Origin of the sequence: Paracoccus sp. (in: a-proteobacteria) (genome assembly GCF_030536915.1) — a bacterium.
In the GTDB taxonomy this organism is placed as follows: domain Bacteria; phylum Pseudomonadota; class Alphaproteobacteria; order Rhodobacterales; family Rhodobacteraceae; genus Paracoccus.
This window is the reverse complement of record NZ_JAUNPC010000014.1, coordinates 29,019-42,755: the sequence shown is the minus strand read 5'-3', so window position 1 is coordinate 42,755 and position 13,737 is coordinate 29,019. Positions and strand designations below refer to the sequence as shown.

The 13,737-nt window shown below is 68.9% G+C and carries 12 protein-coding genes; 9 read left to right on the top strand and 3 right to left on the bottom strand.

The genetic code is table 11. The annotated features are described in order from the left end of the window. Both Q4F04_RS04335 and Q4F04_RS04330 read left to right on the top strand, forming a co-directional pair. The coding region (locus Q4F04_RS04335) for a nitrite reductase (RefSeq protein WP_303368603.1) at positions 1–1,470 on the top strand (1,470 nt) is incomplete at its 5' end. After that, entirely contained in the window at positions 1,454–1,684 is a 231-nt protein-coding gene (locus Q4F04_RS04330) for a hypothetical protein (protein ID WP_303368602.1), read from the top strand. The genes Q4F04_RS04335 and Q4F04_RS04330, both read left to right, overlap by 17 nt. Here Q4F04_RS04330 and Q4F04_RS04325 read toward each other — a convergent pair. Together Q4F04_RS04325 and Q4F04_RS04320 are read right to left on the bottom strand one after the other, a co-directional pair. Further along, positions 1,681–3,090, bottom strand: a complete 1,410-nt coding sequence (locus Q4F04_RS04325) for a coniferyl aldehyde dehydrogenase (protein ID WP_303368601.1) — start codon at positions 3,088–3,090, stop codon at positions 1,681–1,683. The two genes, Q4F04_RS04330 and Q4F04_RS04325, sit on opposite strands and share 4 nt — an antisense overlap. After that, on the bottom strand, positions 3,087–3,896 hold the full coding sequence (locus Q4F04_RS04320) for an SDR family NAD(P)-dependent oxidoreductase (protein ID WP_303368600.1): 810 nt from the start codon (positions 3,894–3,896) through the stop codon (positions 3,087–3,089). Before Q4F04_RS04320 ends, Q4F04_RS04325 begins: the two co-directional genes overlap by 4 nt. 237 nt (positions 3,897–4,133) lie before the next feature. Here Q4F04_RS04320 and Q4F04_RS04315 point away from each other — a divergent pair, with 237 nt between their 5' ends. The 7 genes from Q4F04_RS04315 (at position 4,134) to Q4F04_RS04285 (ending at position 12,414) form a co-directional block, all read left to right on the top strand. Beyond that, complete coding sequence (locus Q4F04_RS04315) at positions 4,134–6,008, top strand: TRAP transporter large permease subunit (protein WP_303368599.1); 1,875 nt, start codon at positions 4,134–4,136, stop codon at positions 6,006–6,008. 27 nt (positions 6,009–6,035) lie between these two features. Continuing rightward, the gene (locus Q4F04_RS04310) at positions 6,036–7,052 is read left to right on the top strand and encodes a TRAP transporter substrate-binding protein (RefSeq protein ID WP_303368598.1); all 1,017 of its coding nucleotides are present in this window, start codon (positions 6,036–6,038) and stop codon (positions 7,050–7,052) included. Positions 7,053–7,056: 4 nt separating this feature from the next. Continuing rightward, complete coding sequence (locus tag Q4F04_RS04305; RefSeq protein ID WP_303368597.1) at positions 7,057–7,908, top strand: IclR family transcriptional regulator; 852 nt, start codon at positions 7,057–7,059, stop codon at positions 7,906–7,908. 3 nt (positions 7,909–7,911) lie between these two features. Beyond that, positions 7,912–9,081, top strand: a complete 1,170-nt coding sequence (locus Q4F04_RS04300; RefSeq protein ID WP_303368596.1) for an acetyl-CoA acetyltransferase — start codon at positions 7,912–7,914, stop codon at positions 9,079–9,081. Then, on the top strand, positions 9,078–10,688 hold the full coding sequence (locus Q4F04_RS04295) for an acyl-CoA synthetase (protein ID WP_303368595.1): 1,611 nt from the start codon (positions 9,078–9,080) through the stop codon (positions 10,686–10,688). Before Q4F04_RS04300 ends, Q4F04_RS04295 begins: the two co-directional genes overlap by 4 nt. A gap of 146 nt (positions 10,689–10,834) precedes the next feature. Then, complete coding sequence (locus tag Q4F04_RS04290; RefSeq protein WP_303368594.1) at positions 10,835–11,659, top strand: DUF296 domain-containing protein; 825 nt, start codon at positions 10,835–10,837, stop codon at positions 11,657–11,659. Beyond that, complete coding sequence (locus Q4F04_RS04285) at positions 11,656–12,414, top strand: SDR family NAD(P)-dependent oxidoreductase (RefSeq protein WP_303368593.1); 759 nt, start codon at positions 11,656–11,658, stop codon at positions 12,412–12,414. Before Q4F04_RS04290 ends, Q4F04_RS04285 begins: the two co-directional genes overlap by 4 nt. Before the next feature lie 24 nt (positions 12,415–12,438). On the opposite strand, the gene Q4F04_RS04280 is transcribed toward Q4F04_RS04285, so the two are convergent. Further along, positions 12,439–13,737, bottom strand: a 1,299-nt coding sequence (locus Q4F04_RS04280; protein WP_303368592.1) for a TRAP transporter large permease, incomplete at its 5' end; no start/stop codon positions are given.

Sequence of the window (13,737 nt, the reverse complement as noted above, 5' to 3'; positions counted from 1 at the left end):
GATTATGCCGAGCATTGCGCGTCCTGCCATGCCGAGAACCGGCTGGGCGGCACCGGACCCGCGCTGATCCCCGAAACGCTGGGGCGGGTGCGCGGCATCGACGAGGTGATCGCGCATGGTCGGCCTGCGACGCAGATGGAGGGCTTCGCGGAGGATCTGTCGCCCGAGCGCATCGCCGCGTTGGTCGAGTTCATCAAGGCGCCTCTGGCCGAGACGCCCACATGGACTGTGGCCGACATCGAGGCCAGCCGCGAGATGGCCTCGGACTACACCCCCGCCGGAAAGCCGGTCTTCACCGCCGATCCCATGAACATCACGCTGGTCGTGGAGACGGGCGACCACCATGTCAGCGTGCTGGACGGCGACACATTCGACGTGCTGGACCGCTTCGACACGCCCTATGCGGTGCATGGGGGGCCGAAGTTCTCGCCTGACGGGCGCTTTGTCTTCGTCATGTCCCGCGACGGCTGGGTCGAGAAATACGACATCTGGTCGCTCAAGGAGGTCGGCCGCGTCCGCGCGGGCCTCAACAGCCGCAACATCGCCATGAGCCATGACGGCCAGTGGCTCGCCGTCGCCAACTATCTGCCGCAGACGCTGACGATCCTGTCCACCGAGACGCTGGAACCGGTGCGCGTGATCGATGTGGCGGCCCGCGATGGCACCCCCAGCCGGGTCAGCGCGGTCTATCAGGCGCCGGACCGCAAAAGCTTCATCCTTGCGCTGAAGGACGCCCCCGAGATCTGGGAAGTCGCGACCGACCCCGAGTCGGGACCCTATTACGATGGCTATGTCCACAGCTATGAAAAGAATGCCGTCGAGGCCTTCGGCGCGCAGGAGGGGCTGTTCGCCCGCCGCCGCATCCGCACCGAGGAGCCGCTGGATGATTTCTTCTTCGATCCCGGTTACAGGAACCTGATCGGCACCAACCGCGAGGGCACCAAGGGCGTGGTCATCAACCTCACCAGCGGCGGCAAGGTGGCCGAACTGCCGCTGCCGGGGATGCCGCATCTAGGGTCCGGCATCACCTGGGACCGCGATGGCCACAAGGTCATGGCCACGCCGCACCTGAACGAAGGCGTCTTGTCGGTGATCGACATGACCGACTGGACGCTGGTCAAGCAGATCGAGACGAACGGCCCCGGCTTCTTCCTGCGCAGCCACGAGACCTCGCCCTACGTCTGGGCCGACGTCTTCTTCGGTCCCCACAAGGACGAGGTCCACATCATCGACAAGCAGACGCTGGAGATCGTCAAGACCGTCAACCCCGCCCCCGGCAAGACCGTGGCGCATACCGAGTTCACCCGCGACGGCAAATACGCGCTGGTGTCCATCTGGGAAGACGACGGGGCGGTGGTTGTCTATGATGCCAAGACGCTGGAGGAGGTGCGGCGGCTGCCGATGCGCAAGCCCTCGGGGAAATACAATGTCTGGAACAAGATCACCTTCTCGGATGGAACCAGCCACTAAAAGGAACCTGCTGCGGCTGGGGCTGATCCTGTCGCCCTTCGTCTGGGGGGCGGTGGCGATCAACCTGTTCATGCTGGGGCTGATCTCGGCCTCGGTCGGCTGGCCGAACCTGTCGCCCATCGCCACGCTGATCGTCGCGGTGCCGCTGGCGGTGCCTGCCACCTGGCTTGCCACCCACTGGGTCGCCGGCCTGCTGGACGAGGCGGAAGGCTAGCGCAAGGCGCCGCGCCGCGCGATTGCCAGCATTACCCCGATCAGCCGCCTGCGCGCGGCCCAGGGCGGACGGGCAAGCGCCGTCCCGGCCCATCGCGCCTGCGCCATCACCGGGCGCTTCTTGGAAAAGCGCGCGAAGCCGTCGAAGCCGTGATAGGCGCCCATGCCGCTGTCCCCCACCCCGCCGAAGGGCAGGTTCTGCTGGCCCACGTGGAACATGCAGTCGTTCAGGGTGACGCCGCCCGACATGCTGCGGGCCAGCACCCGGTCCTGCCGGGCGCGGTCGTCGTCGAAATAGTAGAGCGCCAAGGGCCTTGGCCGGGCGTTCACATGGTCCAGCGCCTCCTCCAGTGTGGCCGCAGGGATGACCGGCAGGACGGGACCGAAGATCTCCTCGCGCATCAGGCCGATGTTCTCGGGCGCGTCGAAGACCAGCGTCGGCGGCATGATGCGACCGTTCGCACCGAGCGGCACGGGGGCCAGTTCCACCACCCGCGCGCCGCCCTCGCGCGCCTCGGCCACGAGGCCCTGCAATCGCGCAAGGTGGCGGTCCGAGATGATCCGGGCATAGTCGCCATTCAGCCCCTTCGGAAACATGGCGGCGACGGCGCGGCGGGCCTGCGCCTCGAACTCGGCCATCCGCGCGGGCGGGACCAGCGCATGATCCGGCGCCACGCAGGTCTGGCCCGCGTTGAGCAGCTTGCCCGCCATCAGTCGGGGCACCGCGCGCGCGAGGTCGGCGGTGTCGTGCAGGATCGCGGGCGACTTGCCGCCGAGTTCCAGCGTGACCGGGGTCAGGTTGTCGGCCGCGGCCCGCATCACCTCGCGCCCCACGCGGGTCGAGCCGGTGAAGACAAGGTGATCCAGCGGCAGGCGCGTCATCGCCTGCGCCAGATCGGCATCCCCCGTGACGACTGCCACCTGCTCGGGCGGAAAGGCATCGGCCACCAGCGCGGCCAGCGCCTCGGCCGCGCGTGGCGCGAATTCCGAGGGCTTCACCAGCACCCGGTTGCCCGCTGCCAGCGCGTCCACCGCCGGGCCGAGCGTCAGCAGCACCGGATAGTTCCAGGCGCCGATCACGCCCACGACGCCCAGCGGCTGGTATTCGTAAAACGCCCGCGCCGGCCACAGGAAGCGCGACCCCGGAACCCTGCGGCGCCGCATCCAGCCGCGCAGGTGCCGCCGCGCATGGCCGATCGCGTCATAAAGCGGCAGCAGTTCCAGCAGCCGCGTTTCCGCCGCCGGGCGGCCGCCGAAATCCGCATCCACCGCCGCGATCAGGCGGGTCTCATACGCGCGGACCGCAGCCGCCAGCCGCGCCAAAGCCTGCCGCCGCGCCTTCAGGTCGGGACGGGGATCGGCGGCGAAACCTGCGCGCTGGCGCTGGAAGATTCCGGTCAGGGTCATTCGCGTCCCCGGAACTGGTCCATGGAACCATAGATGCCGAACAGCCGCCCGCCCACCGCGTCAAAGGCCCGCGTGGGCATGATCCCCTTGAGAAAGGGCAGCAGGTTCACCAGCCCCGGCAGCCGCAGGAAGATCCGGTCGCGGCGGATGGCGCGCAGGATGGCGTCGGCCACGGCCTCGGGGCGCAGGACGGGGATCAGACGCAGCTTCGCGCCCGCGAACATGCCGGTGTCGATATAGGTGGGGGTGACGGTGGTGACGCTGACCCCGGTGCGGGTCGCCTGCATTTCCAGCCGCAGCGAATCGGACCAGCCGATCAGCGCCCATTTGCTGGCGCAATAGACCGACATGTTCGGGTTCGACAGCATCCCCGCGGCCGAGGCGATGTTGACGATGTGCCCCCGTCCCCGCGCGATCATGCCGGGCAGGAAGGCGCGGGCGACCAGCATCGGGGCCAGGGCGTTGATCTCCATCGTGCGCCGGATGTCGGCGTCGCTATGGGCGGCGAAGGGCTTGCCCACCACGATGCCCGCGTTGTTCAGCAGGATGTCGGGAGAAAAGCCCCGCACTCCGGCATCCGCAACCGCCGCCGCAATGTCGTCTGGCCGGGACAGGTCCAGGCGAACGCCCGTGGCATCGAACCCGGCCATGCGGAACCCTTGCACCGCGCGATCCAGCGCCGCGGCGTCGATGTCCCACAACTCCACCCGCGCCGCCCCTGCCGCGAACAGCCGCCGGGCGACCAGCAAGCCAATCCCCGACGCGCCGCCCGTCACCAGCGCCGCAGCACCCTTGATCTCGGTCATTCCGCCGCCCTCTCCATGCCGCACCATTCTACGACGGCACGGAAGCAGCAGGAGAGAACGTCGCGTAAGATTGCACGGAAGATGAAGCACCCTCATAGCGTTTCATATCACGGAACGAACGCCTCCAGCACTTTCCGTCTTGCTTGACGGTGACAAGCTGGTGTTCAGTGCCGGAGCAAGGGAGAACCCCATATCGTTCTGTCATGCGGAACGGATATGCAGGGGAGGAGGACCGGGATGGAGCTGGCTCAACAACCGGGCGCCGAGGTGGCGCTGGGCGGGATCGAGACGCTGACCGAACCGAAGAAGGCCGAGACCTGGATGCGGCCGGTCGAGCTTGTCGCCGCCGCCCTGCTGGCGGTGATGATGGCCACGGTGCTGGCCAATGTCGTCTTCCGCTATGTTTTGAACCACCCCCTTCTGTGGGGGGACGAGGTCGCCTCGCTGGCCTTCATCTGGATGGCGATGCTGGGCGCGGCCATCGCCGTGGACCGGCACGAGCACCTGCGGCTGACGATCTTCCTGCCGCTGATCCCCCCGCGCATCCGGGTCTGGGTCGAGGTCGCGGGGCTCGTCGTCACCTGCATCCTGCTGCTGCGCCTGCTGCCCGAGGCCGTCAGCTATGCCTATGAGGAATCCTTCGTCACCTCGCCCGCGCTGGGGCTGCCGATGACATGGCGGGCTTCGGCCCTGCCCGCGGGCATCGGGCTGATGGCGCTGCTGATGGTCCTTGCCACGGTCCGCACCCGGAACTGGGGGGCGATCCTGTCCTCGCTGCTGCTGGTCGGGGCAGTCTGCGGCCTCATGTGGCTCGGCAAGCCGGGGCTTGTCGCCCTGGGCAACTGGAACCTGCCGATCTTCCTCGGGCTGGTCGTGGCCCTGCTGCTGGCCATCGGCGTGCCCATCGCCTTCTGCTTCGCCACGGGCACGCTCGCCTATCTGACCTTCGCCAGCCACGCGCCGGTCTTCGTGATGATGGGCCGGATCGACGAGGGGATGTCGTCCCTGATCCTGCTGTCGGTGCCGATCTTCGTGCTCTTGGGCTGCATCCTCGATGAAACCGGGATGGGACGGGCCATCGTGAACTTCCTCGCCTCGCTTCTGGGCCATGTGAAGGCGGGGATGAGCTATGTGCTGCTGGGTTCCATGTTCCTCGTCTCGGGGATTTCTGGGTCCAAGGTGTCGGACATGGCGACCGTCGCCCCGGCGCTGTTTCCGGAAATGCGCCGCCGCGGCCATTCGCCGGCCGAGATGACGGCGCTGCTGGCGACCGGCGCGGCGATGGCCGACACGGTGCCGCCGTCCATCGTGCTGATCGTGCTGGGGTCCGCCGCCGGAGTCTCCATCGCCGGGCTGTTCAAGGCGGGCTTCGTCATCGCCATGGTGCTGCTGCTGGTGCTGGCGCTGCTCGCCCGTTGGAAGGCGCGGGACGAGGACATGAGCGGCGTCCGCCGCGCCCGTCCCGGCATCATCGGCCGGACGCTTCTGATCGCGGCCCCGGCGCTGGTCCTGCCCTTCCTGATCCGCAGCCTCGTCGGCGGCGGCGTCGCCACCGCGACAGAGGTTTCGGCCATTGCCGTCGTCTATGCCTTCCTGATCGGCGTCGTCCTTTACGGCGGCATCCCGCGCCGCCGGATCGTGCCGATGCTGGTGGAAACCGTCGCCATGTCGGGCGCGATCCTGCTGATCCTCGGGACCGCATCCGCCATGTCCTGGGCGCTGACGCAATCGGGCTTCGCCCGCGACCTGACGGCGATGATGACCACCCTGCCGGGCGGGCCGGTGATCTTCATGCTGGCGTCGATCGTGATCTTCCTGATCCTCGGCTGCGTGCTGGAAGGCCTGCCCGCCATCGTCCTGCTGGCGCCGATCATGTTCCCGCTGGCCCGGACGCTGGGCATCCACGACATCCATTATTCCATGGTGATCGTGACGGCGATGAACATCGGCCTGATGGCACCCCCCATCGGCATCGGATTCTACATCGCCTGCAAGATCGCGGGCATCTCGCCCGACGCCGTGATGGGCCGCATCTGGCCTTACTTGGTCGCGCTGCTGGTGGGCCTTGGCGTCATCGCTGCCGTGCCCGCGATTTCCACCGCCTTCATCTGAAGCCGATCTCTGGGAGGAGACAAACCCGTGAAAACCAACCGCCGCACCCTGCTGATGGGGGCCGCCGCCCTCGGCCTTGCCGCGCCGTTCATCCGGCCCGGCGCCGCCCGCGCGGCCGAGTTCAGCTACAAGCTGGCCAACAACCAGCCGATGACCCATCCGACCAATGTCCGCGCCGCCGAGGCCGTGGCGAAGATCCTCGAGGAATCGGGCGGCCGCGTGGACATCCAGGTCTTCCCCTCGAACCAGTTGGGCGCGGATACCGACGTGCTGGGGCAGCTTCGCTCAGGCGGGGTCGAGTTCTTCCTGCTCTCGCCCCTGATCCTCTCCACGCTGATTCCCAATGCCTCCATCAGCGGCATCGGCTTCGCCTTCCCCAACTACGATGCCGTCTGGGCCGCGATGGACGGCGAGCTTGGCGCCCATGCCCGGTCGCAGATCGAGGCGGGCGGGCTGATCGTGCAGGACAAAATCTGGGACAACGGCTTCCGCCAGACCACATCCTCGCGCGGGCCGATCACCACGCCCGCCGATTTCGAGGGGATGAAGATCCGCGTCCCCGTCTCGCCGCTCTGGACCTCGATGTTCACGGCCTTCGGCGCCGCCCCCGCCTCGATCAACTTCGCCGAGGTCTATTCGGCGCTGCAGACCGGGATCGTGGACGGGCAGGAAAATCCGCTGGCCATCGTCTCGACCTCGAAGCTGAACGAGGTGCAGCAGTATTGTTCCATGACCAACCACATGTGGGACGGCTTCTGGATGCTGGGCAACCGCCGGGCATGGTCGGCGCTGCCCGAGGACCTGCAGGCGATCGTGTCGAAGCACCTGAACGACGCGGGCATGGCGCAGCGGCAGGACGTGATGGCGCTGAACCAGTCGCTGCGGGGCGAACTTGAGGGCGCCGGCATGGCCTTCAACGACATCGATCCGGCCGGTTTCGAGCAGAAGCTGCGCGAGGCGGGCTTCTATGCCGAATGGAAGGGCAAGTTCGGCGACGAGGCCTGGGCGATCCTTGAAAGCTCGGTCGGCCGGGCGCTGGCATAAGGTGGTGGCGCAGGCGCCCATCTCTGCGGCCGGTCCTGCCCTTGCGGGCGGGGCGCAGGCGGTGGACCGGGCGCTTGCGCTGCTGGCCGCCGTGGGCCGCGCCCCGCCCGCGGGCGCGCCCTTGTCGGCGCTGGCGCAGGCGGCGGGGGTGGCCAAGCCCACCGCCCGCCGGCTGCTGATTTCGCTGATGGGGGCGCATCTGGTCGAACAGGACGCGGGCACGCGGGCCTATCACCTGGGCGCGGGGGCGTTCCTTCTGGGCCTGCGCGCGGGGCGGCGGCACGACATGGCCGAACTCGCCGCCGATTGCGTGGCGCGGCTGGCGCGCGACAGCGGCGACAGCGCCTTCCTGCTGGTGCCGCAGGGCGACGAGGTCCTGTGCCTGATGCGCGAGGAAGGCGCGTTCCCCATCCGCACCCATGCCCTGCTGGCGGGCGACCGCAACCCGGCGGGCGTCGGCGCGGGCGGCATCGCCCTGTTGGCCGCCCTTCCGCCGGATGAGGCGGCCGCTACCTTGGACCGCATCGCCCCCGCGACCCTGGCCCGGATGGGCGAGGCCGCCGCGCATCTGCCCGCCGACGTGGCGCTGGCGCGGGAACGGGGCTTTGCGCTGAACCCCGGCCGGGTCGTGCCGGGAAGCTGGGGCATGGCCGTCCCGGTCCTTTGGCCCGACGGCCGCCCCGCCGCTGCCCTGACCATCGCCGCCGTCGAATCCCGCATGACCGCCGCCCGCCAGCCGGAACTGGTCCGCCTGCTGCAAACCGAGGCCGCGCTGATCGAGGCGAGGCTGGCCCGCCCCCTCACCCTCGGCGCGAACCCCGCGCCGCAACCGACGCTGCAGACCGCAAAAGGATAAACCATGACCGAGCCGCTGATCGTGGGCTGGGCCCATACCCGCTTCGGCAAGTCCGAGGCTCCCGACACCACCGCCCTGATGGCCGAGGTCGCGGGCCCGGCGCTCGCCCATGCGGGGGTGACGGCCGAGCAGCTGGACGGCATCTTCGTCGGCGTCTGGAACAACGGCTTCTCGCGGCAGGACTTCCAGGGCGCGCTGGCGGCGATGGGCACGCCGGAACTGGCGGGCGTGCCCTTCATGCGGACGGAAAACGCCTGCGCCACCGGCTCGGCTGCGCTTTACGCGGCGGCCGACTTCATCGCCTCGGGGCGCGGACGCGTGGCGCTGGTGATCGGGGCCGAGAAGATGACGGCGACCCCGGTGGCCGAGGTCGGCGACATCCTGCTGGCCGCCAGCTACGTCCCCGAGGAGGCGGATGTCGAGGGCGGCTTCGCGGGCGTCTTCGGCCAGATCGCCAACACCTATTTCCAGCGTCACGGCGACCGGTCCGAGGAACTGGCCATGATCGCCGCCAAGAACCACGAGAACGGCACCCGCAACCCCTACGCCCATATGCAGAAGGATTTTTCGGTCGAGTTCTGCAATATGCCGTCCGAGAAGAACCCGCGCGTGGCGGGGCCGCTGCGGCGCACCGACTGCTCGCTGATCTCGGACGGGGCGGCGGCCATCGTGCTGGCCGATGCCGAAACGGCCGAGACCCTGACCCGCGCCATCCGCTTCCGCGCCCGGGCGCAGGCGGGCGATGTGCTGGCCCTATCGCGTCGCGATCCCATTGCCTTCGAAGGGGCGCATCGGGCATGGGCCGACGCGCTGGATCAGGCGGGGGTCCAGATCATGGATCTCGACCTCGTGGAAACGCATGACTGCTTCACCATCGCCGAGATGATCGAATACGAGGCGATGGGCTTGGCCCCGCCCGGGGAGGGCTGGAAGGTCGTGCGCGACGGCACCACCCGCATGAACGGCGCGCTGCCGGTGAACCCCTCGGGCGGGCTGAAGTCGCGCGGCCATCCCATCGGCGCCACGGGCGTTTCCCAGCACGTCATGGCCTGCCTGCAACTGATGGAGGAAGCGGGTGAGATGCAGGTGCCGCGCGCGAAGCTCGCGGGCGTCTTCAACATGGGGGGCGCTGCGGTTGCCAACTACTGCTCGATCCTCGAGAGGGTGAAATGAACGACCTGCCCGCCGCGGGGCTCGCCGCGACGGTCCTGCCCGTGTCCACGCGGGTGATGAACCTCGCGACCTTCCTGACGCAATCCGCCCGCCGCCTGCCCGACGAGATCGCGCTGGTGATGGGCGAGCGCCGCTGGACCTGGGCCGAGTTCGAGGCCCGCACCGACGCGCTGGCAGCCGCGTTGCAGGACCGGCTAGGCCTGAAGAAGGGCGACCGCGTCCTCTGCCAGTCGCAGAACTGCCCCGAGATGATGCAGGCCATGTTCGCGGTCTGGCGCGCGGGCGGCGTCTGGGTGCCCGCGAATTTCCGCCAGACGCCGGAGGAAGTGGCATATCAGGTGCAGGCCTCGGGCGCGGTGGGGCTGGTCTGCAACGCGGCCTTCCCCGATCACGCCACGGCCAGCGGCGATCTGGGCTTCACGCTCACCATCGGCGGCGATGCCTTCGGCACCTCGCTTGAGGCGCTGACCGAGGACTACATGGGCCAGCGCCCGAAGGTGGCGGTGGTGGACCGCGACGATCCCTGCTGGTTCTTCTTCACCTCGGGCACCACGGGGCGGCCAAAGGCATCCGTCCTGACCCACGGGCAGATGGCCTTTGTCGTCACGAACCACCTCGCCGACCTGATGCCGGGACTGACGCCCGAGGATGCCTCGCTGGTGGTGGCGCCCCTGTCGCATGGCGCGGGCGTCCACCAGCTGACGCAGGTCGCGCGCGGGGTGAAGACCGTGCTGATGCCGTCCGAGAAGTTCGACGTCAAGACCGTCTGCGCCCTGATCGCGGAATGGCGCGTGTCCACCATCTTCACGGTTCCCACGATCCTGAAGCTGATCGTGGAACATCCGGCGACCGTCACGGCCGACCTCTCCTCGCTGCGCTATGTCATCTACGCGGGCGCGCCGATGTACCGCGAGGACCAGAAGCGCGCGCTGGAGGTGCTGGGCCCGGTGCTGGTCCAGTATTTCGGCTTGGGCGAGGTCACGGGCGCGATCACCGTCCTGCCGACATATCTTCACAGCGCCACGGACGACGGCCTGACCGGCACCTGCGGCTTTGCCCGCACGGGGCTCGAGGTGCAGGTTCAGGACGACAGCGGCAACGAGGTCTCCCCGGGCGAGACGGGCGAGATCTGCGTGACCGGCCCCGCCGTCTTCGCGGGCTACTGGAACAACCCCAAGGCCAATGCGGAATCCTTCCGGGGCGGCTGGTTCCGCACGGGCGACCTCGGCCACATGGACGCGCGGGGGTTCTTCTACATCACCGGACGGCGGTCGGACATGTTCATCTCGGGCGGCTCGAACGTCTATCCGCGCGAGGTCGAGGAGAAGATCCTGACCCACCCCGCCATCAGCGAGGTCGCCGTGCTGGGGATGCCCGATCCCCTCTGGGGCGAGGTCGGCTGGGCGGTCTGCGTGCCGCGCGAGGGCGCGGCGGTCACGCCCGAGGAATTGGCCGCGCATCTCGACGGCAAGCTTTCGCGCTATAAGCTGCCGCGACGGTTCGTCATGTGGGGGGCGCTGCCGAAGTCGGCCTACGGCAAGATTACCAAGAAGATGATCCGCGAGGAACTGGAGCGTCTGGGATTGACCGGAGAGGCGTCGGCATGACGTCGGACGCTGCAACCGGGGCTCTGCCCCCCTCGGGCTCCGCCCCTGGCTCACTGGAAATGGTCCACCGGACCGTTTCCCGGGCGCTCGCCAGCCGGGGATATTTAAGACCTTCCGAAGCCGGAAAAGGCGGAACCTCCGCGCGCATGATCCATCCGGGACCGCGCGCGGCCGAGCGGGTGCAGGTTGCGCGGACGCGGCTGGTGCCGATTGAGGGCACCCTGCAGGCGGGCGAGACGGTAATGGCGGGGGTGGCCCGGTTGTTCGCCGAGGCGGGCTGTCCGGGAGGCATGGTCTTCCTTGACGGTGTGACCTGTGATCCGATGCGATTTGTGCTGCCGGCGCTGTCCAGCGATGCCTCTCATGCGGCATGGTATTCCGACACTTTCGCACCCGAGGGGCCAACGCGGATCGAGGCCGCCACCGCAAGCGTCGGCCAGCGCGACGGCGCGGCTTTCCTGCATTGTCACGGCATCTGGGGCACAGGCGACAGCAGGGCCATGGGCCACCTCCTGCCCCTCGACAGCGTGGTGGCGCAGGACACGGCGGTGACAGGCATCGGCGCGCAGGACGCCTGGTTCGACTCGCGCCCGGATGCGGAAACGAACTTCACCCTGTTCCAGATCTCGGGCAGCTTGCCCGACGCTTTCGGCCTGATCGCCCGCATCGCGCCGGGCGAGGATGTCGTGACCGCCGTCGAGGCGCTGTGTGCCGAGGCAGGCTGGACCGAGGCGCGCGTCCACGGCCTCGGCAGCATCGACCATATCCTGTTCGAGGACGGCGCCCGGGTCGATTGCCTGGCGACCGAACTGCGCTTTGCAGACGCGCGGGTCGAAGGCGGTCGCGCGCATCTGCCCATCGATGTCGTGGACATAGACGGCACCCTCTTTCACGGCGTGCTGGCGCGCGGAGAAAACCCCGTGGGCGTGACGCTGGAAATCCTGATCGAACCTTCCAAGGACAGACCATGACCACGAAAACTGCCCTCGTCACCGGCGCCGCGCGCGGCATCGGCCTTGCCGCGACCGAGCTTTTCCTCGAACGCGGCTGGCAGGTCGCCATGGTGGACCGCGACGGGGACGAACTGGCCGCCGCCTCGGGCACCCTGCAGGGCGTCCATCCCATCGTGGCCGACGTGTCCATCCCCGAGCAGGTCGAGCGGATGCGCGACCAGGCGCTTTCCCGCTTCGGCCGCATCGACGCGCTCGTGAACAATGCGGGTGTGGCGCTGTTTTCCCGTGCGCCCTCGGTCAGCTTCGCGCAGTGGCGCGAGGTGATGGCCACGAACCTTGACGGCGTGTTCCTCTGCACCCAGGCGCTGACCCCGGCGCTGGCGGAAACCAAGGGGGCCATCGTCAACATCGCCTCGATCTCGGGGCTGCGGGCCTCGACGCTGCGGGTGGCCTATGGAACCTCCAAGGCGGCGGTGATCCACCTGACCAGGCAATATGCCGCCGAACTGGGCGAACTGGGCATCCGCGTGAACTGCATCGCCCCCGGCCCCGTCCGCACCAAGCTGGCGATGGAGGTCCATGCGCCCGAGATCATCGCCGCCTATTACGACGCCATCCCGCTGAACCGCTATGGCGAGGCGCGCGAGATCGCGGAAGGGATCGTCTTCCTCTGCTCGGACAACGCGAGCTTCGTCACCGGGCAGACGCTGGCCGTGGATGGCGGCTTCGACGCGACGGGCGTGGGGCTTCCGGCGCTGCGCCGGGGGGACTGAGGGCGAAGGGCGGCGCGTGCCGCCCTACATCACCAGCCACAGCGAGATTCCGGGGATCCCGACGATCAGGGTCAGCCGCGCCATGTCGGCGACCCAGAAGGGAAAGACCCCCCGGAAGATCGTCGCCAGCGGCACGTCCGGCACGACCGAGCGCAGGACAAAGACATTCATCCCGACCGGCGGGGTGATCAGCCCGATTTCCGTGGTCACGACAACGACGAGCGCGAACCAGATCAGGATGGCCTCGTGCGAGCCGAGCGTCTCGATCCCGAAGTCCATGCCCGACACCACCGGGAAGAACACCGGCACCGTCAGCAGGATCATGGACAGGCTTTCCAGCACGCAGCCGAGCAGCAGGTAGATCGCCACAATGCCCAGCATCACCGTCCAAGGACCAAGGCCGAGGCCCGCGACCAGGTCCGACAGCCCCTGCGTCAACCCGGCCACCGTCACGAAATTGCCGAAGATCTCGGCCCCGATGATGATGGCGAAGATCATGGCGGTGGCGACGGCGGTATCGACCAGCGCCCCCCACAGGCCCGCGCGGTCCAGCCCGCCGCCGAGACCGGCGATCACCAGGGCCGCCGCCGCGCCCATCCCCGCCGCCTCGATGGGGCTGAACAGCCCGCCGTAGATGCCGGTCATGATGAAGGCGAACAGCGCCAGCACCGACAGGACCCCCGCCACGTCGCGCCGGGTCAGCGGCGCGGCGGCGCGGGATACCGGCGGCGCGAGGTCCGGCCGGACCCGCACGGCGACCAGCACCGCCAGAAGATAGCCCAGCAGCCCCAGCAGCCCCGGCAGGATGCCCGCGACGAAGAGCTTGCCGATGTCGGTATTGGTCAGCAGCCCGTAGACGATCATCATCACCGAAGGCGGGATCAGGATGCCCAGCGTCCCCCCCGCCGCGATCGACCCGGCGGCCAGCCCGTCCGAATAGCCCAAGCGCCGCATTGGCGGCATCGCCACCTTGGCCATCGTCGCGGCGGTCGCCAGCGACGATCCGCAGACGGCCGAGAAGCCCCCGCAGCTGAGGACCGCGGCAAGGGCCAGCCCGCCGCGCACCCGCCCGAACAGCCGGTCGGCCACCGCAAACAGACCCTGCGCGATGCCTGAGGCGGCCAGCACGTTGCCCATGAAGATGAAGAGCGGCACCACAGACAGCGAATAGTTCAGCCCGGTGTCGAAGACCGCGTTGCCGACCATCGCCCCCGCGGGTCCGGTGCCGCGCAGGATGGCGAAGCCCCCTGCCCCCACCAGCGCCATGGCGAAGGCGATCGGCACCCGCAGCAGGGCCAGCGCCAGCAGCAGCCCGGCCCCGAT